This window comes from Limisphaera sp. VF-2 (assembly GCF_049537125.1).
In the GTDB taxonomy this organism is placed as follows: domain Bacteria; phylum Verrucomicrobiota; class Verrucomicrobiia; order Limisphaerales; family Limisphaeraceae; genus Limisphaera.
In genome coordinates this window covers 1499276-1524887 of record NZ_JBMVQY010000001.1, presented here as the reverse complement: position 1 = coordinate 1524887, position 25612 = coordinate 1499276, and the positions used below count along the sequence as shown (strand labels likewise).

The 25612-nt window shown below is 64.9% G+C and carries 10 protein-coding genes and 1 CRISPR repeat array; of the genes, 8 read left to right on the top strand and 2 right to left on the bottom strand.

The annotated features are described in order from the left end of the window. Nucleotides 1–2: 2 nt before the first annotated feature. From cas2 to ACPDIT_RS05465, 6 genes are all read left to right on the top strand, one after another. The gene (cas2, locus tag ACPDIT_RS05490; protein WP_423442168.1) at nt 3–293 is read left to right on the top strand and encodes a CRISPR-associated endonuclease Cas2; all 291 of its coding nucleotides are present in this window, start codon (nt 3–5) and stop codon (nt 291–293) included. A 226-nt stretch (nt 294–519) separates the two neighbouring features. Further along, nucleotides 520–7095: direct repeats of the CRISPR family, unit length 36 nt; unit sequence ATCTCCGCGCCCACAAAGGCGCGGCCCCATTGAAGC. 1071 nt (nt 7096–8166) lie between these two features. Continuing rightward, nucleotides 8167–9435, top strand: coding sequence for an MFS transporter (locus ACPDIT_RS05485; RefSeq protein ID WP_423442167.1), 1269 nt, complete (start codon nt 8167–8169; stop codon nt 9433–9435). Between the two features lie 76 nt (nt 9436–9511). Further along, entirely contained in the window at nt 9512–11140 is a 1629-nt protein-coding gene (locus ACPDIT_RS05480) for a DmsC/YnfH family molybdoenzyme membrane anchor subunit (protein WP_423442166.1), read from the top strand. Continuing rightward, nucleotides 11137–13410, top strand: a complete 2274-nt coding sequence (locus tag ACPDIT_RS05475; RefSeq protein ID WP_423442165.1) for a molybdopterin oxidoreductase family protein — start codon at nt 11137–11139, stop codon at nt 13408–13410. Before ACPDIT_RS05480 ends, ACPDIT_RS05475 begins: the two co-directional genes overlap by 4 nt. Next, nucleotides 13407–15224 (top strand): NirA family protein, encoded by a 1818-nt coding sequence (locus ACPDIT_RS05470; RefSeq protein WP_423442164.1) that lies wholly within the window; start codon nt 13407–13409, stop codon nt 15222–15224. The genes ACPDIT_RS05475 and ACPDIT_RS05470 overlap by 4 nt, the downstream gene beginning before the upstream one ends. Continuing rightward, nucleotides 15221–17206, top strand: a complete 1986-nt coding sequence (locus ACPDIT_RS05465; RefSeq protein ID WP_423442163.1) for a sulfite reductase subunit alpha — start codon at nt 15221–15223, stop codon at nt 17204–17206. The genes ACPDIT_RS05470 and ACPDIT_RS05465 overlap by 4 nt, the downstream gene beginning before the upstream one ends. A gap of 208 nt (nt 17207–17414) precedes the next feature. Here ACPDIT_RS05465 and ACPDIT_RS05460 read toward each other — a convergent pair whose 3' ends face one another. Continuing rightward, on the bottom strand, nt 17415–19556 hold the full coding sequence (locus tag ACPDIT_RS05460) for a TonB-dependent receptor (protein WP_423442162.1): 2142 nt from the start codon (nt 19554–19556) through the stop codon (nt 17415–17417). 912 nt (nt 19557–20468) lie between these two features. Between ACPDIT_RS05460 and acnA the strand changes: the two genes are divergently transcribed. Continuing rightward, a complete protein-coding gene (acnA, locus tag ACPDIT_RS05455; protein WP_423442161.1) occupies nt 20469–23213 on the top strand; it encodes an aconitate hydratase AcnA in 2745 nt (914 codons plus the stop codon). An 884-nt stretch (nt 23214–24097) separates the two neighbouring features. Continuing rightward, the gene (locus tag ACPDIT_RS05450) at nt 24098–24280 is read left to right on the top strand and encodes a hypothetical protein (RefSeq protein ID WP_423442160.1); all 183 of its coding nucleotides are present in this window, start codon (nt 24098–24100) and stop codon (nt 24278–24280) included. 306 nt (nt 24281–24586) lie between these two features. On the opposite strand, the gene ACPDIT_RS05445 is transcribed toward ACPDIT_RS05450, so the two are convergent. Continuing rightward, nucleotides 24587–25501: a phosphatase PAP2 family protein gene (locus ACPDIT_RS05445; protein WP_423442159.1), complete on the bottom strand. Its 915-nt coding sequence runs from the start codon at nt 25499–25501 to the stop codon at nt 24587–24589. Nucleotides 25502–25612 lie beyond the last annotated feature (111 nt).

Genomic DNA, 25612 nt, shown 5'->3' with positions numbered 1-25612 from the left:
CCATGCGCAACACCTGGCTCGTCTGCTACGACATCGCCGATGAAAAACGCCTGCGGCAGGTGTTCAAAACCTGCCGCAACTACGGCAACCACCTCCAGTACTCCATCTTCGAATGCGACCTCACCCCCATGGAAAAAATTGAACTCGAGACCGCCCTCAGCGCCATCATCCATCACGACCAGGACCAGGTCCTCTTCGTCGACCTCGGGCCCGCCGAGGGACGGGGCGACCGGGTGATCACCTCCCTCGGCCTGCCATATATCCGACTCGACGCCCCCTGCTACGTTTTCTAGGCTGACCGTGCGCTGGGCCGCCAGCAAGCGATCCTTGACACAACCCCTGTGCGAGCGGCGAGGTGATGCAAGAATCGGCGCTGCCGCTCGCAGCCGCCAAATCCCACTGCATCAACCACTTGCACCGCACCCCCACTCGCGCCTCCCCGCGAAAACCTCGCCTTGTCGCCACCGCTCGCTTCGGCCACAATTCAGCCGTGCAAATCGCGGTCAGCGAGGGGTTGCTATCTCCGCGCCCACAAAGGCGCGGCCCCATTGAAGCCCCACCAAGCCACGCCCGAAGCCCCCACGCCAGACCCCATCTCCGCGCCCACAAAGGCGCGGCCCCATTGAAGCGTGCCATCTACAGAGGACAAAAAAAGAAAGTTAGTCATCTCCGCGCCCACAAAGGCGCGGCCCCATTGAAGCAGCACGGCGCGACCATTGAACTGCAGCAGCCCTGTGATCTCCGCGCCCACAAAGGCGCGGCCCCATTGAAGCCCACCGCTCGTAATCACTGTGCGCCTGTTGTTTCCGCATCTCCGCGCCCACAAAGGCGCGGCCCCATTGAAGCTCGCAGCATGTTCTCCCAACCGCGCAAGGAACCTTGTTTATCTCCGCGCCCACAAAGGCGCGGCCCCATTGAAGCCTGTGCGTGTTGTTCGGTATCGGGTTTGTCGTGGCATCTCCGCGCCCACAAAGGCGCGGCCCCATTGAAGCGAGCCGTAGGGGCGAACCGTCCCCGCCGAGCAGCGGCATCTCCGCGCCCACAAAGGCGCGGCCCCATTGAAGCTGACCCAGGCTTGCGGTGCTCTTGACAAAGCAATTCATCTCCGCGCCCACAAAGGCGCGGCCCCATTGAAGCGCGGTTGGATGCGATGCCTGGGGAGTGAAGAAAGGAATCTCCGCGCCCACAAAGGCGCGGCCCCATTGAAGCCGTCGAGTGTACTGAGCGGTTATTTGGGCGTGTCTGCATCTCCGCGCCCACAAAGGCGCGGCCCCATTGAAGCCGGCTCCACCAAGGACCAGACGACCCGCACGCGACACATCTCCGCGCCCACAAAGGCGCGGCCCCATTGAAGCCGGACAACGTCCGCAGCCTGCCGCCGACCCTGTTTAATCTCCGCGCCCACAAAGGCGCGGCCCCATTGAAGCTCGTGGCGGCGTCTCTGACGGCCGCGCTGATTGTCTACATCTCCGCGCCCACAAAGGCGCGGCCCCATTGAAGCAGATCGAGGACGTCGGTTTTCGCGTGGGCGAGCGTTATCTCCGCGCCCACAAAGGCGCGGCCCCATTGAAGCGTCCCATCAGCCTCAATTACCGACCGCAACCACTCAATCTCCGCGCCCACAAAGGCGCGGCCCCATTGAAGCCCTGGGTGCGGAGGCTGTTCCTGGGACCTGGCGAGATCTCCGCGCCCACAAAGGCGCGGCCCCATTGAAGCGCAAGATAAGAACCCAAACCTTCCGGATTGCGAACGATCTCCGCGCCCACAAAGGCGCGGCCCCATTGAAGCGGGCCTAGCTGTGGCGGGGAGAACGGGGCATGAAAGATCTCCGCGCCCACAAAGGCGCGGCCCCATTGAAGCCGTCGGGCACACCACGCGGACTTCGCCTTCAACGTACATCTCCGCGCCCACAAAGGCGCGGCCCCATTGAAGCGCTGAAAGCTCGAGCTCGAGGTCGGGGTCTACGACCGGATCTCCGCGCCCACAAAGGCGCGGCCCCATTGAAGCGTGACTGTGCGCCGATTGTTTATCGGTCCTGGTGAGATCTCCGCGCCCACAAAGGCGCGGCCCCATTGAAGCTGATTTCGGTCAAGTTAAGCGGGGTTGCTATGTTTCATCTCCGCGCCCACAAAGGCGCGGCCCCATTGAAGCGACTGGCGGCTGTGGGTGATCAAGTCGGAGTGGATTCATCTCCGCGCCCACAAAGGCGCGGCCCCATTGAAGCATCTGTACTGGGGCAGTCGTGAATGGCAGCAGGTTGATCTCCGCGCCCACAAAGGCGCGGCCCCATTGAAGCAACCTCCTGTGCCTATGCGACGAGAAGACCGGAGAAAATCTCCGCGCCCACAAAGGCGCGGCCCCATTGAAGCTGACTATTGTTTGGTAGAACTGAGGCTGACGGGGTTTGATCTCCGCGCCCACAAAGGCGCGGCCCCATTGAAGCCGGCCATGACTAACATTGTTTATTTGGTGAGCGGGAGATCTCCGCGCCCACAAAGGCGCGGCCCCATTGAAGCTGCTATGCGGTTATCGCGGTAGACGGGCAGGACTATCATCTCCGCGCCCACAAAGGCGCGGCCCCATTGAAGCGCACTGGTCGGCTATCCGCCCCAACCGTACGGCCCAATCTCCGCGCCCACAAAGGCGCGGCCCCATTGAAGCGTAGGCTCGGCAGCGGCCGACTTGGTCGCTGTCGTCAATCTCCGCGCCCACAAAGGCGCGGCCCCATTGAAGCAGGGACGTAGCGCAGCTCTACACCAACAACCATGTTCATGTTATCTCCGCGCCCACAAAGGCGCGGCCCCATTGAAGCCCTGGTAGTGGGCATCGGCATGCGGTCCGCACTGGTATCTCCGCGCCCACAAAGGCGCGGCCCCATTGAAGCTCTCGCTCACAGGATTAGTAGTCCCGTCAGCACGAGATCTCCGCGCCCACAAAGGCGCGGCCCCATTGAAGCCATTGAGCCTGGGGCACCATTGCCCGCAGGGCAGGCATCTCCGCGCCCACAAAGGCGCGGCCCCATTGAAGCCATACCCCGCACTGTTCCGATACACGATGTTATTCCTATCTCCGCGCCCACAAAGGCGCGGCCCCATTGAAGCCACTAGCCGCCTGAAGCCGCCCCAACGGCTTTTCCGCATCTCCGCGCCCACAAAGGCGCGGCCCCATTGAAGCAAAGGCGGGCTCGCGGGTGTTACTGGTGGGCCCGCCATCTCCGCGCCCACAAAGGCGCGGCCCCATTGAAGCCCTGTGGGCAGGCCTGACGCCTGCGTGCGAGCCCCGGATCTCCGCGCCCACAAAGGCGCGGCCCCATTGAAGCAACCTTTCCGGACGCATCACGATCGGGCTTGGGGCCATCTCCGCGCCCACAAAGGCGCGGCCCCATTGAAGCAAGGGTGACGACGGGGAGACGGTCAGGGTCAAGCTATCTCCGCGCCCACAAAGGCGCGGCCCCATTGAAGCGGATGACGCGGGGTGTGTCGCAGGCTGCTCCGTCGGTATCTCCGCGCCCACAAAGGCGCGGCCCCATTGAAGCAATCATCACACTCACCCTCCAGCCCCACCTAGGCCCATCTCCGCGCCCACAAAGGCGCGGCCCCATTGAAGCCCTGGTAGCGCCCAACCGCCCAAAAGTGTCCATTTTTATCTCCGCGCCCACAAAGGCGCGGCCCCATTGAAGCGTTGCCCGTGCCTGCGACGCCACCGATGGCCAGGGCGATCTCCGCGCCCACAAAGGCGCGGCCCCATTGAAGCAGTAGGTCCGGACCGGTCCGGTCGGTCCGACCGCTAGATCTCCGCGCCCACAAAGGCGCGGCCCCATTGAAGCGTGCGCAGGTCCGGATAGTGGCCGTGCCGGGCAAGATATCTCCGCGCCCACAAAGGCGCGGCCCCATTGAAGCTCGAAGTTGTGCGGTGAACCAGACGAGCCGTTCATCGATCTCCGCGCCCACAAAGGCGCGGCCCCATTGAAGCCCTCGGCCGCGTAATCCGGCCACCTATCGACGGCAGATCTCCGCGCCCACAAAGGCGCGGCCCCATTGAAGCAGTAGGAAGAAAAGGAGGACGACTTCCAATATAAGGATCTCCGCGCCCACAAAGGCGCGGCCCCATTGAAGCGACAGGTAGGTCGCCAAACTCCCAGGATCCCGCACTCATCTCCGCGCCCACAAAGGCGCGGCCCCATTGAAGCGACGCGCCCGGCGGTGCCCCCGACAGAGGCACCCGAGATCTCCGCGCCCACAAAGGCGCGGCCCCATTGAAGCTCCAGTGATGCACGAAATCATAGAGGCGTCTCACCACATATCTCCGCGCCCACAAAGGCGCGGCCCCATTGAAGCCCGCCCCGTACGACCAGCGTTGGCACGCCGCAGGCGATCTCCGCGCCCACAAAGGCGCGGCCCCATTGAAGCCAATAACCACCGGCTCCGCCCGGGGGCTCATCCCGAATCTCCGCGCCCACAAAGGCGCGGCCCCATTGAAGCATAGGAGGAACCAATGAACAGGACCGTGAGCCTCATATCTCCGCGCCCACAAAGGCGCGGCCCCATTGAAGCTAGGCGGGCGTGTACCCGCCCGCGAAGCCGCGGGCGATCTCCGCGCCCACAAAGGCGCGGCCCCATTGAAGCGTGGTGTCACGCGAGTGGATCATCAATCGGTCCACGCGACATCTCCGCGCCCACAAAGGCGCGGCCCCATTGAAGCCGAACCGATGAACACCCGCCAGGGTACCCCCAGAGCCGATCTCCGCGCCCACAAAGGCGCGGCCCCATTGAAGCGATGCCGGGCGCGAGCACGGTCCGCGGCGCCCGACGGATCTCCGCGCCCACAAAGGCGCGGCCCCATTGAAGCGAGCGTACAAAAAAAACAAATAGGGGGCCCAAACCTATCTCCGCGCCCACAAAGGCGCGGCCCCATTGAAGCAATGTCCGACAGCCAACGCAGGAAGTCGGTTTGGGCCATCTCCGCGCCCACAAAGGCGCGGCCCCATTGAAGCTAAACGATTCGATCAGCTCCGACGCGGAACCCGCGATCTCCGCGCCCACAAAGGCGCGGCCCCATTGAAGCTTTGCCACCTGCCCAATGCTGGAGGCTTCCCAGTATCATCTCCGCGCCCACAAAGGCGCGGCCCCATTGAAGCGTGCAGACACTACGCCCCCGACACGCAGCCTCCCAATCTCCGCGCCCACAAAGGCGCGGCCCCATTGAAGCCACCTGCAAAGCACCACAGAGTTGCATCCCACGTATAAATCTCCGCGCCCACAAAGGCGCGGCCCCATTGAAGCAACAGCGTCTCGGTGGAGATGTCGTAGCTTGCCGCAATCTCCGCGCCCACAAAGGCGCGGCCCCATTGAAGCCTCAGACCGTACGCATGACCCTCTGCCCAGTCCACGATCTCCGCGCCCACAAAGGCGCGGCCCCATTGAAGCGACCCCTTCGGGCAATGGTGCCCCGGCGGGATCCACATCTCCGCGCCCACAAAGGCGCGGCCCCATTGAAGCGATCGGCCTCCCCGGGTTTCCCCGGCTCCGACCAGGTCATCTCCGCGCCCACAAAGGCGCGGCCCCATTGAAGCTTTCCACGTGCCGCCTAACTTAATCGCGAACGCGGCAATCTCCGCGCCCACAAAGGCGCGGCCCCATTGAAGCACCATCACGGCCCAGGGCGCCACCATGGTCCAGTATGCATCTCCGCGCCCACAAAGGCGCGGCCCCATTGAAGCAGGTGCGCGCTGCGCGCCGTCGTGCGCAGAAACGCGGCATCTCCGCGCCCACAAAGGCGCGGCCCCATTGAAGCGCGACCATCGTCGGCTGCATCGGCATCAGCAATTGGGATCTCCGCGCCCACAAAGGCGCGGCCCCATTGAAGCTTGGGCTCATCGTCCCAGTCGTCGAGATCCCCCCAGTCATCTCCGCGCCCACAAAGGCGCGGCCCCATTGAAGCCGGAGGCTGCTGCCCTCTATCGGTCTTCTCTCTGCATCTCCGCGCCCACAAAGGCGCGGCCCCATTGAAGCAGGGTCATTGGGCGGCGATGGAGAATGGGTCGCACTACATCTCCGCGCCCACAAAGGCGCGGCCCCATTGAAGCAACGACGTATACGCATCCGCCGTAGCGATGAAGTTTCATCTCCGCGCCCACAAAGGCGCGGCCCCATTGAAGCATCGCAAAAACCCGGGCCAGGGCCTCGCCCTCTGCTATCTCCGCGCCCACAAAGGCGCGGCCCCATTGAAGCAAGACCCAGCAGCAGACGAACCAATCTCTCTCTTCTATCTCCGCGCCCACAAAGGCGCGGCCCCATTGAAGCTTGCCCCTGCCACACAAGCTCCACGCCCTTGGTGCATCTCCGCGCCCACAAAGGCGCGGCCCCATTGAAGCACCTCGTGCGCGATGACACAGCGCTGCACGGGCTCGATCTCCGCGCCCACAAAGGCGCGGCCCCATTGAAGCGTGAGTATTCCTGGTGTTGCGCCTGGCAGGTGCGCATATCTCCGCGCCCACAAAGGCGCGGCCCCATTGAAGCGTGGCGTGGCGTGGGTGTCGTTGCAGGCGTGGTCGGTATCTCCGCGCCCACAAAGGCGCGGCCCCATTGAAGCCGCATTTGGTGTTGACATTTGGTGGCGGTTGGAGTGATCTCCGCGCCCACAAAGGCGCGGCCCCATTGAAGCTTCGGCGTGGATGGCACTCTGCCCGAGAGGGGCGATATCTCCGCGCCCACAAAGGCGCGGCCCCATTGAAGCGTGCAGACACACGAAACGCAACACGCGACGCCACACATCTCCGCGCCCACAAAGGCGCGGCCCCATTGAAGCCAAGCAACCGACCAGGACCTCCCACGGCCCAAGCTGATCTCCGCGCCCACAAAGGCGCGGCCCCATTGAAGCGCATTGCCGAGGGTACTTTGGGGGGCGATAACATGAATCTCCGCGCCCACAAAGGCGCGGCCCCATTGAAGCCCGTGCGCGACAACCGCTGGACACCCGATGTCCAGATCTCCGCGCCCACAAAGGCGCGGCCCCATTGAAGCAGCATCTGCGCTGACGAGCATGCTGTGGATCATTGCGATCTCCGCGCCCACAAAGGCGCGGCCCCTCAAACGGTCACTGGCACCTAACATGCCTTGCCAGCCAAGGCCATGGCCCCCCTCCGGATAAAGCTGCTAATGGCGTCAGTCCGCCCGAACTGCTCGTGACTGTTGCGGCTTCTGCAAGCGCGGTGGGTGGGTCCGCCATACCCGCCGCGGGTGTGGTGCTCTGTGTCGAAGACCAGGGTTCGAGCGCAGGAGAAGTCCAGGAGCCCTGATGAAGCCGCGAGTGGCTGCCCCCTTCGAGAACCAGCGGGCTGCGGTACTCCTGTGCCCCTCTGCTGCCGGCTCACCCACAGGACTGCGCGTGAGCGCATACCTGGGGACTCGGGAAGTAGGAGGGCATCCCGGCCGAATTGCCGGCTTCCTGCGGGGTGTCGGCCAGCTTAACGTTGCGCAAAAAGGCCGGTCGAGACGACACGGGCCGTCTGGGCGGTGGGGAACCGAATGGGACGCGGCGTCTCGCACGCCAGCGGGACGGGCGATGGACCGTGAGCGGCCGGCTGGATCCGGCAGGTGGAGAATCGCCGATGGGGGGAGGGCCACAAGGGCTTCCGGACGTTTTCCGCGTCAGTGCCGGTCGTGGCGAGGGCCTGGGGGCCGTCGCGGTTGGGGATCGGGTAACCCGCTACCGGGACGTGCCGGAAAAACATCCGCCGTCCTGCATGGGCCGCTGTCGTTCCCGACCCGCCCATCGCGATCCCGCCTTCAGGGTCGATGGGACCCGGGTGTGCCTTCGAGGGGTGCGGTTAGGGGTCGGGCGGCGCAGCAGAGGCATCCCGGTCGGGTGACGAACCGGTCCTTTTCCGGGAACCTGCACCCCTTGGATTTCTTTTGATCAATGTGGTCAAAAGCGTACCTGATCCACGGGATCAGGTGGCGTGTTTTATCCATGGGTTCGTCGTGTGGCCATGGCCCCGGAGTGTCATCCTCCGACATCCGAGGGTCCCGGCGCTCCTCTGCATATCTCCGGCCGCGCCGCAGACCGGCGCCACGGGCCACTCCCAAGGGGTGCGCCGGCCTTTTTCCGTGCAACCCGGCGTATGAAACGGGGTTTCGGCATGGCGGTTGCTAAAAGGGATGCGGCATGGCGAACCGTTCGTTTTGGAGGGTCGGTCATTGGCCGACATTGTTCAGTGCGTTTTTGTATTTCGATGTGAGTTTCATGATCTGGGTGCTGCTGGGCGCCCTCGGTAACTATGTGGCCGCACAGTTTCAGTTGAGTCCAGCGGAAAAGGGCCTGATGACGGCGGTACCGCTGCTCGGGGGCTCGCTGCTGCGATTGGTCCTCGGCCATCTTACGGATACGATCGGGCCCAAACGAACCGGCTTGCTCGGCATGGCAGTGACAGCCGTGCCGTTGTGCCTCGGGTGGCTTTGGGCGGACTCCATGCCGAAGTTGTATCTGGTCGGTTTGTTGCTGGGGGTGGCTGGGGCGAGTTTCGCGGCCGCCCTGCCCCTGGCCGGGCGGTGGTACCCGCCGCAATATCAGGGTCTGGCGATGGGGATCGCCGGGGCGGGGAACTCGGGTACGCTGTTTGCGACACTGTTTGCGCCGCGACTGGCGGAACTGTACGGCTGGCGGGCCGTCTTTGCACTGGCTCTGATCCCTTTGATCCTGGTGGCGGTCGTGTTCGTTTGTTGCGCCCGCGAGGCTCCCGGCTCCCGGCCAGGTGGCGCTTGCCGCGAGAGCTTTCTCTCGGTTCTCAGAGAACGGGATACGGGGATCTTTTGCTTCTTTTATGCGATCACCTTCGGAGGGTTCGTAGGGCTTGCCAGCTTCCTGTCCGTGTATCTGCATGACCGGTACGGCGTCTCGAGGGTGGCGGCCGGGGATCTGACATCGCTCACGGTGCTGGCCGGGAGCCTCTTGCGGCCCGTGGGTGGCGCGTTGGCAGACCGCTTCGGGGGATTGAGGATGCTGCGGCTTCTCTATGGATCGGTTGGGTTGTTACTGGTGCTGGTAACCCGGGCGGACACAGCAGGGGTCGCGACCGCCCTGCTGGTGGGGATCATGGCATGTTTGGGGATGGGCAACGGGGCTGTCTTCCAGCTCGTGCCCCACCGATACAGCGCGAATCTCGGCGCGGCGACGGGTATCCTGGGCGCGGCGGGTGGGTGTGGTGGTTTCGTGGTGCCGAATCTGTTGGGCAGTTCCCGGCAGTGGTTCGATTCCTATGAGCCGGGATACTTCGGGTTGGCGATGATGGCGGCGCTGGCGCTGGTGGTGTTGTTGCGCGTGGAGGTCCGTTGGGTGGGCCGCTGGATCGCCGAGCACGGAAGGGCCCTGCCGCGTGCCGAGGAGGTGTGGTTGCGGCCCGGGCGTGAAACGGAAGTGGCTGTCAGCCCCAAGTGAGGAAGGGTCGGCGATGGCTACGGGTGAAACAAGGAGGCGATGGGGGGCGAGCGGTGTGGCGAGTTATGGAACCGGCATGGCGTACCCGCTGCTCCCCGGTCCGGAGGAGCTTTCCGCGGCGGAACGGTTTGCCTCGTGGAAAGATCGGTGGGGTGCCGGGCGGCGCGGGGTTTATCAGGATCTGCTGCCCGGCAGGATGCCGGCCGCAGGGGAGCAGTATGCGTTCGAGGTGGACCTGGATCTGTGCTCGGGCTGCAAGGCGTGTGTGGCGGCCTGCCATGCCCTCAACGGTCTGGATGAGGGGGAAACGTGGCGTTGGACCGGGGTGTTACAGAGTGGGAGCAGCCGGCATGCATGGCATCAGACGGTCACTACGGCTTGTCATCACTGCGTTGAGCCTGCGTGTCTGGCGGGTTGTCCCGTGCTGGCGTATGAGAAGGATCCGGTTACGGGAATTGTCCGGCACCTGGATGACCAGTGCATCGGCTGTCAGTACTGTATCATGAAGTGTCCCTATGAGGTCCCGCAGTATTCCCGCGGGCGGGGCATTGTGCGGAAGTGTGACATGTGCAGTGGGCGGCTGGCCCGGGGCGAGGCGCCGGCCTGTGTCCAGGCCTGCCCGCACCACGCAATCCGGATTCGGCTGGTCGACACTGCGCGGCTGCGCGGCCGTTATCGTGGCCTGCCCGGGATGCCCGGGGCCACGGCGGAGTCATGGTTGCCGGATGCACCAGATCCTGCGATCACGCTTCCCGCCACGGTGTACAAGACGGAGCGGTCGATGTTCCGGCTCCTGCGGGCGGCTGATCGGGAGCATGTTACTCGCCAGCCGGCACACTGGCCGCTGGTGTTCCTGTTGTTGCTGACCCAGGGCGCCGCGGGGCTCTTTTTGTATGCAGGCCTGCTGCGGGCCTTCGGTGGAGCTGCCGCGGGTTCGATGTTGTCCTGGATGCCTGTGGCCACGGCTGCGGCCATGGTCCTGGCGGGGGTGGGAGTGAGCCTTTTGCACCTGGGCAGGCCTGAGGGAGCGTGGCGGGCGTTTCTGGGTTTGCGAACCTCGTGGTTGAGCCGGGAGATTGTCGCACTCGGACTGTTCGCCTGTGGGGCCGGGCTTGCGGTGGTCCGGGAGGTGTTTGTCTCCGAAGGAGGTTTTTTATGGCCCGCAGTCGCCGGGGCCCTGGGGCTGCTGACGGTGTTTTGCTCGTGCAAGGTCTATGACGATACCCGGCGGGAGTTTTGGAAACTGCGGTTTGCCGGGCCCCGGTTTCTGGGGAGTGTGTGGTTGTTGGGGGGTGTGAGCGCGCTTGTGCTGGCGAGTTTGGGGCCGGTTCCCGTGGATGGTTGGGCGTGGATTGCCCTGAGTGTCTGCGCCGGGGGAGTCTTCAAGCTGGCCGGCGACGGCAGGATCCTGCGGCATGTCTACGATGATGATTTCGGTCCGCTGCACAAGACGGCGTTGGTGTTGACCGGAGAGCTGGGCCGGTGGGATCGAAGCCGGGTGGCCTGGACGTTGATCGGTACGGTGGTAATTCCGCTGGTTCTTTGTCTGGCCCTGTGGAGTGAGACCTGGAAGGAACCCCGTCCGTGGCTGCTGCTGGGTGCAGTAACAAGTGCGTCATGTACCTGGGTGGGAGAGGTTTTGGAGCGAGCCGGCTTTTTCATGGCGGTGCAGTCTCGAAAGATGCCCGGGAATCCCGTCGTATGAGCAGTCGATCGTTCCAATGGCCTGACTGGCTGGTGCGTCGCGACGGACCGTTGAGCCGGGAGTCCCGGTTGTCGGCGGGGCCGTGCGGACTGGGCATGGTTCCGGCGCGTCTGGTGCCGACGGCGACCACAGGGTCGGTGTGTGGCTTCTGTTCCGTCGGATGCGGATTGAGGATCCACATACGTGACGGGGAACCGGTGAATCTCACGCCGGATCCGAGTTATCCGGTCAATCAAGGCATGGCCTGCCCCAAGGGGTGGGAAGCGCTGACGCCCCTGCGGGCACCGGATCGTGCCACCTGCCCGTTGCTGCGCAACCCGGAGACGCACCGCTTCGAGCCGGTGGACTGGTCGGTAGCGCTTGCGGTGTTCACTTCCCGGTTCAAAGCCCTGATGGAGAAGCACGGGCCGGAGTCGGTAGCGGTCCTGAGCACCGGGCAGATTTGCACCGAGGAGATGGCTTTCCTGGGGGCGTTGTTCAAGTTCGGGATGGGCGGGCTGCATGCGGATTCGAATACCCGGCAATGCATGGCCACCAGCGTGGTGGCCTACAAGCAGGCGTTCGGGTTCGATGCCCCGCCGTACACCTTCGCGGATCTGGAGGAATCGGACGTGCTGGTATTCATCGGGGCCAATCCGTGCATTGCTCATCCCATCCTGTGGCAGCGGGTGATGCGAAATCCGAACCGACCGGAGATCGTTGTTGTGGACCCGAGAACAACGGAGACGGCTCTTTGTGCGACGCAGCACCTGGCGCTGCGCCCCAAGACCGACCTGATTTTGCTTTACGGCCTGGCCTGCTGGCTCATCGAGCAGGGTGCGTTCCGGCCCGACTTCATCCGGGCGCACACGTCCGGCTTCGAGGCCTTTGCGGAATTTGTGCGGGATTTTTCCGTGGCACGCGTGGCTCGGGAGACGGGCCTGCGTCCGGCCCAGATCGAACGTTGTGCCCGGGCCATTGCTCGGGGGCGCGCCGTGAGTTTTTGGTGGACGATGGGCGTGAATCAAGGGCATCAGGCCACGCGCACGGCCGAAGCCGTCATCAACCTGGCCCTCATGACCGGAAACATCGGCCGACCCGGCACGGGAGCGAATTCCATCACCGGACAGTGCAACGCCATGGGCTCCCGGTTGTTTGCCAACTTCACAAGTCTTCCGGCGGGCCGGGATTTCCTGAACCGGGAGGATCGAGAGGACGTGGCGCGGCTGTTGAACATTCCGTTGCATCGGATCCCTGACCGTCCCTCGCTGGCTTATGATCAGATCCTCGACGCGATCGACGCCGGGGCGATCAAGGGGTTGTGGGTCGTGGGCACCAACCCGGTGCATTCGTGGATCGGCCGGGATCGCTGGGCGGCTCTCCTGGAGAAGCTGGAGTTCCTGGTGGTGCAGGACATGTATGCCACGACCGAAACGGCGCAGCGCGCGCACTTGTTGTTGCCCGCGGCAGGGTGGGGAGAGAAGGATGGCACGTTCATCAACAGTGAACGCAGAATCGGGCTGGTGCGGAAAGTGTCGCGTGCGCCGGGGCGGGCGTTGCCGGATTTTCGGATTTTTCAGCTCGTGGCGGAAGCCTGGGGATGTGCGGAATGGTTCCGGGACTGGAGTTCCCCGGAGGCCGTGTTTCACATCCTGCGACGGCTGTCGGCCGGGCGGCCCTGCGATTTCTCCGGTGTGACGGGCTACCGGATGCTCGAACGTTGCGGCGGGATTCAGTGGCCGTGGCCGGAGTCCGAAACGCGCTCTCGCGGGGAGGAGGCGGCGATGGAGATCCTGGCGGGTCCGTGCCGGGAGCGGAGGTTGTTTTCGGACGGTCGGTTCTTTACTCCGGATGGACGTGCCCGGTTTTGGTTCGAAGCGCCCGATCTCCCGCCGGACCGCCCGGATGACCGGTATCCGATGGTGCTGTTGACGGGGCGCGGGACCAGTGCCCAGTGGCATACCAACACCCGCACCGGCAAGTCGGAGGTGTTGCGGCAGTTGTATCCCCAGAAGGCGTATGTGGAGGTGAACCCGTTGGATGCGGCCCGACTGGGCCTGCGGTCCGGGGAGCGCGTGGAGGTCAGCTCGAGGCATGCTGCCGTGCACGCGGTGGCTTTCGTGACGCCCGGGGTTCAGCCCGGGCAGGTGTTCATGCCGATGCACTATGGGGAAACCAACCGGTTGACGGTCCCGGCGTTTGATCCGCTCTCGCGGCAGCCGGCCTATAAGCATACGGCTGTGCGGCTCCGGCGCGCCGCGGGGGATCGCAGTGGAACGGAGGCCTCATGAATCGAGCGTTGATCGACACGGCGAGGGTTGTGGAGCAGGGAGCGTTCACGCCCGAGCAAAAGGAGTATCTGGCCGGCCTGTTGGCGGGGGTGGCGCAGCGGGCGCAATACCCGTTTGTCGGGGTCACGGCCGAGGGGACTCTGACTGACGACCCCGCGCAGGGAGGTGCGAATTTGGCAGACCGGCCGACCTTTCACGGAACGCCGGTGGAGGAGCTGTGCAAGCAGGAGCGTTGGAAGTTTGAGGAGCACGGTTTGGATTGTTGGGATCGGATCCTGGCCCATGCCGAGGCGAACCGATTCCCGGATGAGGAGAACACGTTTCGCTTTCGTTTCTACGGGTTGTTTTACGTGGCGCCGGCGCAGAACAGCCTCATGTTGCGGTGCCGCATCCCTGCCGGCGAGCTCACCGCCGCGCAGCTCAAGGGGCTGGCCGATCTTGCGGACGAGTTTGGGGACGGTCGCGCCGCGATCACCACGCGGTCGAACATCCAGATTCGCCAGATCCAGCCGAAAGACATGGTGCAGGTGTTGATCCGGTTGCAGGGATTGGGCCTGACGTCCAAGGGAGCCGGCGTGGACAATGTGAGAAACATCACGGCCTCTCCGACGGCGGGGATCGACCCTCAGGAATTGCTGGATGTGCGGCCGTATGCCCATGCCCTGCATCATTACATTCTGAATCACCGGGACCTCTATGACCTGCCGCGGAAGTTCAATGTCGCCTTCGAGGGCGGGGGCGCCATCGACACGCTGTCGGACACCAATGACCTCGGTTTCCTGGCCGTGCGGGTGACGGAGCAAAGTCTCCAGCGCTCCGGGGTTGCGGGGACGACGGCAGTTTCTCCGGGCGTGTATTTTCGGGTAAGGGTGTGCGGCATTACCGGGCACAAACAGTTGGCACAAGATGCGGGAATCTTGATCCCGCCCCAGCAATCGGTGGCTGTTGCCGCGGCCATGATTCGCGTGTTTGCAGAGCACGGGGATCGCACCAACCGCCAGCGGGCGCGGCTCAAGTACCTGGTGGATCGCTGGGGACTCGACCGGTTTCTGGAGGAGACGCAAAAGCAGCTGGCATTTCCGTTGGTGCGGGTGCCTCTGGAGGCATGCGAGTTGCCCCCGCCGCCCGTGCGTCACGGACACATCGGGGTTTATCGCCAGAAGCAAAAGGGGTTGAACTACATCGGCGTGGTGATCCCCGTGGGACTGATGAGCAGTCGGCAGATGCGGCGCCTGGCGGAACTGGCCACCCACTATGGTTCGGGTTCGATTCGCTTGACGCCGTGGCAGAATCTGCTGCTGGTCGACATTCCGGACGCGTACGTGGAGACGGTGAAGCGAGGTTTGGTACGCATGGGGTTTCACTATGAGGCCACGAATGTTCTGGGAGGACTCGTGGCGTGCACGGGGAGCAAGGGATGCAAATATGCGGCCACGGACACCAAGGGCCACGCGGTGGCGGTGGGACAATGGCTGAGCCAGAGGGTGTCCCTGGACCTCCCGATGAACATTCATTTTACGGGCTGTCCACATTCTTGTGCGCAGCATTACATCGGCGACATCGGGCTGCAGGGCGTGAAAGTGACGCTCCAGGGGGAAAGCGTGGAGGCATACAACGTGGTGGTCGGTGGCGGGACCGGGCCGGCAGCGGGGATCGGCCGCCAGCTGTTTTCGGGGATCCTGGCTACGGAGCTCCCCCGCCTGTTGGAACGCATGCTTCGGGTGTATCTGGAGCGCCGTCGGGGAGGGGAATCCTTCGTCGATTTCACCCGGCGGCACGAGCTCAAAGAACTGCAGGAGATGTTCAGTTCATGAGTGTTCGACCTGTCTCGGAACTTTTGGATCAGAAGCCGGGCGCGGTGGCGATGGCGGGGACGCCCGGCGGGAAATCGGAATCCGCATGGATGGGGTCGACGCTACCGGACGGGTCGGGGGTCGATCGGCCGGCTTCCCGGCCCGGTGCGACCACGGTTTCCCGGCCTCCGTTGCGGTGGGTGCCGGTCATTCCCGAATCGGCTCCGTTTACAGCGGAGCAACGGGCGTGGTTGAACGGGTTTCTGGCGGGCCTGTTTTCGTATGTGCCGGTGACCGAACCGGTGCCGCAGGCGCCGGAGCGATCGCTTCGACCTTTGACCATCCTGTTTGGGTCGCAGACGGGGAATGCGGAGCGGCTGGCGCGCCGTGCGGCCCGGGAGGCATCCCGGCAGGGGTTCGTGCCGCGGGTTCATGACATGGCACAATACGACGTGTCGCAACTGACCCGAGAAGAAAGCCTGCTTCTCATCACGAGCACATACGGAGACGGAGAGCCTCCGGACAATGCCAAGGGGTTCTGGGAGGCGTTGCGTCGGGAAACGGCCCCGAGTTTGACGGGCGTTCGGTTCAGTGTTTGTGCCCTGGGGGACCGTAATTATCCGCGGTTCTGCCAGTTTGGTCGGGACCTGGATGCGCGATTGGAACGGTTGGGGGCGCGGCGGGTGGCTCCGCGGCAGGATTGCGACGTGGATTTCGAGGAACCCTTTGCACAATGGCTGCAGGCCGCGCTGAATGCACTCCTGAGGAATCCCGGGGCGGCGCCGCCCGGTCTCCGGGACGCCCCCCGTCCCCCGCATGAAGAAGTGCAGAGCGCGGCGCCGAAGGATGTCGCCGGGGAACCATCGCCCGCCGAGGGATCGCGTTACAATCGCCGCAATCCGTTTCCAGCCCGGCTGATTGAAAACCGGAGGCTGAGTGGACCGGCGTCGGCCAAAGAAGTCCGGCATTTTGTCGTGTCCCTGGAAGGCTCGGGCATGACCTATGCCTGCGGCGATGCCCTGGGTGTGTATCCCACGAATGACCCGGCTCTGGTGGAGGCGCTGTTACAGTGGCTGGGTTCGGACGGGGAGGATCCGGTACCCGGCCCCGACGGGCAGGTGGTCCCGGTACGGCTTGCGCTTTTGAAGCATTACGACATTGCCCGGCCTTCTGACAAATGGATGGCGCTCCTGCGTGAGAGGGCGAAGGACAACGGGGCGTGTGCCGAGCTGCTACGGCCCGGGAACAACGGCGTTTCAGGCGACGGCAGCTGCTGGCATCTGTTGGATCTGATTGAGAAGTGTCCGAATCTCGGGTTGACGCCGGCGGAACTCGTAATGTGTCTGCGGCCGTTGCAGCCACGGCTTTATTCGATTGCCTCGAGCCCGCTGTGTTGTCCGCATGACGTCCATTTAACCGTCAACGTCGTGCGGTACGAGTTGCGGGGCCGCAAGCGCGGGGGCGTTTGTTCAACGTATTTGGCCGACCGGGCGGCCACGGAGGGGCCGGTGCCGGTCTTTATCCACCGGAATCCCTCCTTCCGACCGCCGGCGCCGGACACGCCGCTGATCATGGTGGGCCCGGGGACAGGGATCGCGCCTTTTCGTGGCTTCCTGCAGGAGCGCAGGGCCACGGGGGCACGAGGAAGGAACTGGCTGTTCTTTGGCGGCCAGCATCGGGAGTCGGACTTTCTTTACGAGGAAGAGCTGGAGGAGTTTCAGCGCGACGGGATCCTGACGCGCCTGGAGCTGGCCTGGTCGCGGGATCAGGAGCACAAGGTCTATGTGCAGCACCGGATGTTGGAACATGCCAGGGAGTTGTGGCGGTGGTTGGAAGAGGGGGCGGCCTTTTACGTTTGTGGTGATGCGAAACACATGGCGCGAGATGTGGATGCGGCGTTGCACGAGGTAATTCGGCGGGCGGGTGGTTTGAGTGCCGAGGCTGCCGCGGAGTACGTGGCCCGGATGCGAGCGGAGCGGCGATACTGCCGGGATGTGTATTGAGAAGCCTCCGGGCCCCGGCCGCCCGGGCGGGCACCCGGGGTGGGGACGAGGAGGGAGGATTGTTCGAGGGTGGCCTGCGGGGTTTGAACAAGCGCGGCGGCACGACCGCGCCGCGGCGGTCTGTGTTTGTGCGGACGGGGGTGTGGACCGCGGCTCCACGAGGGGTGCGGGGCCGAAGCCGCGTAAGTCATACTTATGCGGGTGCTGGCTAAAATCGGCCGGTGAGCACGAGGCGGAGGGCGAAGGGTTCGGCGGGGTGAGAATGGACGTCTGCCACACCCTCGAGGGGTTCCCCGGGCAGGCGCGAGATGTAGTAATAATCGATGTCGTTGTCGCGGCGATCGAGCAGGTTGAAGGCTTGCAGGGCCACGGACCAACGGGGGAGGAAGCGATAGCCGATTTCGGCGCTGACCAGGGCGGTGGCCTCGGAGCGCACGGAGTTGTCCTCGATGAGCGGGCGGGGGCCAAAGTATCGCAGGCGAAGGCTGCCGGAGAAGCGCCCGGCCTCGGGGACGGTGAGTCCTGCGGCAATGACCCACTCGGGGGCGCCGGGAATGTGATCGCCGGCCGGGTCGTCATCGCGAAAGCGGGCATGGGACCAGGCCACGTCGAGGTCGCAGACGAGCCAGGGGCGGAGGGTGAAGAAATTGGCCCATTCGACGCCGAAGCGGCGGCTGGGTCGGCTGGCCTCCGTGGTGCCGGCGTCTCCGAGGAAGAGCAGTTCGCTGTCGATGTCGAGGATCCAGAGGCTCAAGGTGCTGTGGAGACCGTCGATCCAGGTGGTGCGCAGGCCGATTTCGGCGCCGCGGGTGGGCACCAGGGGGTCGACGGGTGAGACGGGCTCGCCCGAGGCCGGGTCTAGGCGAGTGGTGGCGCCGCGGCCGTCGTTGCTGTGGAAGCCCAATCCTGCGTTCAGGTAGAATTCAGTCCGCTTCCACGGTCCGAAAACCAGGCCGAGCTTGGGGCTCCAGAGGGCATCGGACTCGGAGCCACTGTTGACGGGCAGGTTGCTGTCCACCTCGTAGAATCCGGCGTCGAGTCGCAACCCGGCGTAGCTGCGCAGCCATTCGGACCATTGCTGGCGGTGATACAGGTACGGACCGAGAGCGACCTGCGTGACGCGGTCGGCACGGATGGTTTCCCAGCGGAGGCGGTTTTGGGTGCGATGGAGCCCGTTGCGGATGAAGTCGGCGCGGAGGTCCAGGCCAAAAGCCAGTTCGGTGGCATCCCAGAGGCGTGCGTGTTCGGTTTTGGTGCCGAGGATCCACCGGCGGTCGGCTTGTTCGAACTGGTCGCCCCGGTCCGGGTTGTCGAGGAAGTAAGTGAAGTTGGAGAAGAGGTCGAGGTCGTAGTGGGCGGCGTAGGCCAGGGCGCGGGTGTGGGATTGGGGGCGGTGTTGGGCCCACTGGGCCATCAGGTTGAAGCGGTGGGAGTCTCCCCCGCTGGTGGGATCCAGGGTGTTCCACTGGCTGAAGGTGGGGCCCACGGCACGGCGAGGGATTTGATCGGTGGCGTCCCACTCCCCCCGGTAGGCGGTGGCCAGGAGGCTGAAGCGTGTGCCGTCGCGTTCCGTGGACCAGCGAAGCAACGCGTTACCCTTGACGAAATGTTCGGGGTGAGTCCACGGACCGTCGTTATAGTGGCCTTCTATCGCGTAAAGCCAATCACCGGAGTCGAACCGGAGGGATTCTGCCCAGAGGCCCCGAGCGTAGTTGAAGCTTCCTGCTTCGAGTCGCAAGAGGGCGGAGGGCAGATGGCGGACGTAGTACAGGTCGGCGGCTCCCGCGGAGGAGAAGTCGCCCAGGTCTGCGTAGTAGGGACCTTTGCGGAACTCGAGGTAGTCGATGAGTTCGGGGATGATCGGGTTCAGGTCGAGATATCCCTGGCCGTGGGCGTGGGTGGGCAGGTTCAGGGGCATGCCTTCGAGGCTGGCGGCGAAATCGGTGCCGTGGTCGAGGTTGAAGCCCCGGAGATAGTATTGGTTGGCCTTGCCGGCGCCGCTGTGTTGGGAGGCGATGAGACCGGGGACGGTTTCGAGGACTTCGGCCGGGCGGAGTTTGGGGCGGGAGTCCAGTTGGGCGGAGCCGATGTAGCCGACACTGGCGGCGTCGGCGATGCCGACGAGGTCATCGGCGCGGCCGGTGACGACCACGGGAGGAAGGGTTTGCGCCGGGGGGAGCGGTTGGGCGGTGGCAGGGGGGCGGGTCAGGGCGAGGAGAAGCCCGAGGCAGAGGCCGGGGCGGACCCATCGGGGCCGGAGCCGGGAGGGGGTGGAGGTGTTGGGTGTGACGCCTTTGGTTCGGGAGGGCCGTGTCGGGAACCGGTGTCGCCTGAGGATCTTCGCTTTCATACTATCCAAATCTTTCGTAATACTGAACGGGGGCGACCGCGTGCAGCAAGTTGAAACCGGCAAGGGCCGGGGGGAATCGGCAGGGTTCGGGTGTCGGAGACATCCGCAAGCGCGGCCGGGTTTCGGGCGTCCTCGGCACGGGAAACCCGAAGAAACACGGCATTCGCGCGGGGAGTTGCGGAGTTGGCGCTTCAGGCCGGCACTGCGCCCGGGCAAAGTGCCGGGGGCCGGACCTCCGGCAGGAGAATTGGGGTGCCGGGGAGAGTGGAAAGCATTGGCTTCCGCCCTGGTTTGGGCCCCGGCGGCTGCGTGATCGCGCTTCCTCCCTCAGCCGGGTGCCTCTCCGGCACGCAGGGTTCGGGTCCGATGGGGACTTGCAAGCTTCCGGCCCGATTGGGTTGCCGCGCTTCTGAGCGGGATCCATTCCACTTTTCGCGGAGACCCTCATTCGTCCGAGGCGGCTTTTTGACCGAAGGGTGTACGATTGTTGCCGCTTTCGGTGGTGGAGGGGACGTGTGAAGGGATCCCCGGGGCGGAGCGGGCGGTGTTCGAATCAGCAGGTGTGCAGCGCCCGCGGGGAACGCGGCGGCAAGGATGACGGGCTGCCGATCCGTCTGGTGCGCTGGACGGTTGGAAATCGAACCCCGGATCGCGCGCAGGCTCGACCCGCCGTAACCAGGCGCCGGAAAAGAGCCGATTTCCTGGGAAAGCCCCCGCACAAGTTCTTGCCGTGGAAGGCGCCTGCGTTGAATCAAGGCGGTTTTCGAACATCGTGTGGTTTCCCTTCCCCGGGCAGCGGACGAGGGCCATTCCCAGGCGCGGGAGTTCGTTCGCTTGACGGTCGGGCAGGGTGGCGTCAGAGTGAGCAGTCACACGCGCCCATCGCAAACGTGGGCCGGAGGCAAGCGGATCATGAGCACATTGCACAATTTGTTCGACACGTTGCAGACGTTCGAGGTGGGCGACGGCCGGCGGGGCCGGTTTTACTCGTTGCCGCAGTTGGAGCGCGCGGGTTTGGGGCCGATTTCGCGCCTGCCGGTGTCGTTGCGGCTGGTGTTGGAATCGGTGCTGCGGAATTGTGACGGGCGGCGAGTGCCGGAATCGGCGGTGCGTGCGTTGGCGGCGTGGCGGCCGCAGGCGCCGCGCACGGAGGAGATCCCGTTCGTGGTGGCGCGCATTGTGTTGCAGGATTTCACGGGGGTGCCGTTGCTGGTGGATCTGGCGGCGATGCGCTCGGCGGTGGCGCGGATGGGGCGGAATCCGAAGCTGATCGAGCCGCTGGTGCCGGTGGATTTGGTGGTGGATCACTCCCTGCAGGTGGACGCGTACGGCTCGGCGGATGCGCTGCAGCGGAATCTGGAATTGGAGTTTGCGCGGAACCGGGAGCGGTACGAGTTCCTCAAATGGGGGATGCAGGCGTTCGAGACGTTCCGGGTCATCCCCCCGGGCATCGGGATTATTCATCAGGTGAATCTGGAGTATTTGGCGCAGGGGGTGTTGCGGGGGCCCGAGTCGGATGGGGAGCCGCCCCTGTATTACCCGGACACGTTGGTGGGGACGGACAGTCACACCACGATGATCAACGGGCTGGGCATCGTGGGTTGGGGCGTCGGGGGGATCGAGGCTGAGGCCGGGATGCTGGGGCAGCCGGTTTATTTCCTGACGCCGGACGTGGTGGGTGTGTACATGACGGGGAGTTTGCCCGAGGGCTCCACGGCGACGGATTTGGCGCTGACGGTGACGCAGTTGCTGCGTCGGACGAAAGTGGTGGGGAAGTTTGTGGAGTTTTTCGGTCCCGGGGCGGCGGCGTTGCCGGTGGTGGACCGGGCCACGATTGCCAACATGGCTCCGGAGTACGGGGCAACGATGGGGTTCTTCCCGATTGACGAGGCGTGTGTGGAGTATTTGCGCGCCACGGGGCGGAGCGAGGAACATTGTCGGTTGTATGAAGCGTATTACCGGGCCCAGGGGTTGTGGGGAATGCCGCAGCCGGGTCAGGTGGATTACTCCCAGGTGGTGGAGCTGGACTTGAGCACGGTCACGCCGAGCGTGGCGGGGCCGAAGCGGCCGCAGGACCGAATCGAGCTGCCGAATCTGCGCCGGGAGTTCTTCCGGGCTCTGCAGCGGCCGGTGACGGAAGGGGGGTTCGGGAAGAGTCGCCGGGAGTATGGGCGGGCGGTGACGGTGCGGATGGCTTCGGGGCGCCGGGCGCGGGTGGGCACGGGGACGGTGCTGATTGCGGCGATTACCAGTTGTACGAACACGTCGAACCCCAGCGTGATGTTGGCGGCGGGGTTGTTGGCGCGGAAGGCGGTGGAGTTGGGGTTGAAGGTGCCGGCGGGGGTGAAAACGTCGCTGGCGCCCGGATCGCGGGTGGTGTCCGAGTACTTGAAACGAACGGGGCTGCAAAAGTACCTGAATCGGCTGGGCTTCCATGTGGTGGGGTATGGATGCACGACTTGCATTGGTAACTCGGGGCCCCTGGATCCGGCGGTCGAGCAGGCGGTGCAGCAGCACGACTTTGTGGCGGCGGCGGTGTTGTCCGGGAACCGCAATTTCGAGGCGCGCGTGCACCCCAGCATCAAGGCGAACTTTTTGATGTCGCCGCCGTTGGTGGTGGCGTTTGCGCTGGCGGGTCGGGCCGACATCGACATGAGTTGTGAGCCGATTGGTTACGATCGGGAGGGGCGTCCGGTGTTCCTGGCCGACTTGTGGCCCACGGCGGAGGAACTGCGGGCGGTGATGCAGGAGGCGTTGCGGCCGGAGTTGTTCCGGAAGCTGTACCGGGATTTTGCCCGGCAGAATCCCAAGTGGAATGAAATCCCCGCACCCACGGGTCTGGTGTACAACTGGTCCCCGCAATCGACGTACATTCAGGAGCCGCCGTTTTTCCAGGACTTCTCGCTGGAGCCGCCCGGGATTCAGCCGATCCTGGGGGCGCGGGCGCTGGGGATTTTTGGGGACAGCGTTACGACGGACCACATTTCGCCGGCCGGGTCGATCAAGAAGGATTCGCCGGCGGGACGGTACCTGTTGGAACAGGGCGTGGCCTTCGCCGACTTCAACAGCTATGGAAGTCGGCGCGGGAACGATCGGGTGATGACTCGCGGCACGTTTGCCAACGTGCGCATCAAGAACCTGATGCTGGGCGGCGAGGAGGGCGGGTACACGCTGCTGCAGCCCGAGGGCGTCAAGATGTCCATTTACGACGCGGCCATGGAGTATCAGCGGCGCGGGGTGCCGTTGGTGGTCGTGGCCGGGCACGAATACGGCACGGGTTCCTCCCGGGACTGGGCGGCCAAGGGGACGCGATTGCTGGGGGTGCGGGCGGTGATTGCGCGGAGCTTCGAGCGGATCCATCGGAGCAATCTGGTGGGCATGGGGGTCCTGCCCCTGCAGTTCCCCGAGGGGGTGAGTGCGCAAACGCTGGGCCTGAACGGGACGGAGGTTTACGAGGTACCGGATCTCGGGCCCGGGCTGCAGCCGCAGCAGATGCTGACGTTGCGGATTCGGCGGGCGGACGGGCGTGAGGAATCGGTGCCGGTGCAATGCCGCATCGATACGCCCATCGAGATCGATTACTACCGGCATGGCGGGATTCTCCCGTATGTGTTGCGCCAGTTGCTGATGCGGGCGGATGCCGCGGTGCGTGCCTGAAGCGGATGTCCAACGGGCAGTCCAGCCCGTCGGGGCACGCCGATGTTTTTGTGGTCACGGTCGCAAGCCGGGGGGAAATCGGTGTCGGAACGCCCGGTGGGGGAAAGAGAGTCCGAACGGTTGGAACGCCCGGCATGGTGGAGCTTGGGTCCGCGGAGATCCCGGCCGGCGTATGAACCCTCGGGGGTGTTCCCCCAAGCAGGTTGGAAATGGAGGTGGCTCTCGCAGGTTGCCCCGCACGAGATCCTTTTTAAAGCGCGGTTTGTGAAAGGGCGATGTTACGCGGTTCGGGGACCCGGGGTCGCGTACCCGAACGGTTGTGTGGTGGAAGCATCGGCTGCTTCGACGGGGACCGTGGGCGGGTGACCGGCCAAGAAAGGGGTTTCCGGCAACACGTCTGCAGAAGTTGCGAGGGTTCGTTCGGGCAGGTCAGGTGGCAGGCGGGGAATGGCCCGGGTCGGTGGGCTTTCGTGGGACGTAGTTCTGGAACCGCGCTTTCCCGAGGCGGCTGTGTTGGTGCGGCAGGAACGGTGGCGTGTGCCCGGGCGGCGGGACCGGACCGGGGCAACGGGCCTCCTGACAAAGGCTTTGTCCCGACCCCGAGGCTGAAACGGGTGCATCTGGTGGAAGGACCGAATTTGTCTCGGATCTCGGATCTGCGAAGCAGGGGGCGGGGATGGCCGTAGAGGTGCGGGTCGAGGCAGGCGTGGGAGCGCGGTGCGGCAGGGACCGGGTGTCGATTTTGGCGGTTGTTTCAGAGCCGGTGTCCAGTTCTTGGACGGCAACTGTCTTCTTTGAAGACATGAGCGGCGTTGGCGGAGGGCTCGCGGCGTGGGTTTAGCGGACTTTTGGCAGGTGGTATAGGTTCTGCTCTGCAGTGGGGCATGATGGAGATTCTGGGCGCATATGCGGGGCTGAGCGTGGTGGCCTGGTTGGTCAGTTTGGTGGCGGTCCACTTTGCCCCAGTGGGTTACGAGGACGAGACCGGGTTCCACTACGGCGTCGAGGGGCATGGGATGGAGGCAGGGGAAGCTGCGCCGGAGCAGGTTTTGCCGCAGCCGGTCTGAGTTCCGCGCAAGCTTTTCCGGGTTGGTTCAAACCGCCAAGGGGGGATTTATGGTCCGCCCCCACGAGGGTGGGCGGCGGGAAACCATCGGGCTCCTGCCGGGGGATCGATCATTTGATCGCCGCTGAAAATCCGCGTGTCTCAGCGGGCCGTCTGCACCCCGGCAGGAGCTTCGTGGTTTTCGATTGAGCTTCGTTCGGTGGCCGCTGGCGCGGCCGTTCGACAGCGCGTTCTCTCGGGCCTCGTTTCCCGGGTCGCCACCGGTGGAACGGGTCGGGCTCCGGCACTGCTTTCTTTGCAGGCCCGGTCAGGGTCCGGGGGAAGTGGACGGGTTGTGCTGGCGCCCCCGGGTGCGCTCGACCCGGAGGGCCTCTGTTTCGGCCTGGCAGGCGGCTTCGAGCTTCGAGACTGCGTAGGCACGGGCGACCCACCAGCCGATTACCGCGATGCCCAAGCCGGCCAGCAGATCCACGAAGTAGTGGAAGCGCAGGTAAAGGGTGGAAAACCAGAGAATCACGCAGGGGAGGCAGGCCAGCCAGAAATGCCGCCGGTGATGCTGCCAGTCGAACAAGAGCAGGTAGAGCGTGGCGGCGAAATGGATGCTGGGGAACACGTCCACACAGTTGCTTCCGTCATTCACGATGTCCAGGGTCAGGGGCAGCAACCAGACTCCTTCGAGGGGGCGATTGAACTCGAGATACCGATGCGGTCCGCCGGCAGGGAGGATCGTGTATCCCAGGAACCCGAGGCCGTAGAGGGTGAAGAGTCCCACGATGCACTGGCGAAATCGTGGCAGGTCGCGAAGGGCATACCAGCCGGGCGAGGCGATCAGGTAGTAGAAGAAGAAGAGGTAGCCGGCCATGGCGATGTCCACCAGCCACGGGTGGAGCCAACCCTCCCAGGCGACGGCCGGGGTTTCTCCGAGCAGGGCCCTGTCCCAGGCCAGTAACAGATCATCTGTCTTGGGCTGCAGGAGTGGCAGGGCCGGTTCCATGGCGTAGAAACTGATCCCCATGGCAGCCGGGTAGTACAGCAGCCGGATCCGCCAGCGGAGGGGACTCGGCTTTCGGCGTGCCCACATGATCACGCCGACGCTGCCGGCCAGGCACGTCCAAAAGACCCACGACCACGCGGCGGCCGCGCCTCCGGCGAGCGTGAGGCGGGCGGCCAGGATGGCCAGATATGCGCCAAAAACCCACTCGTGCGGGAGGATGCTCCGCAAACCCCGGAGATCGCCTTTGTGCTGACCGGGCGCGGGACCGGGGGACGGGCCTGAAAGGCCTGCAGCTTCGGGCAGCGGCCGCAGCTCCCTCGGGTCGGATCGGGACGCGGA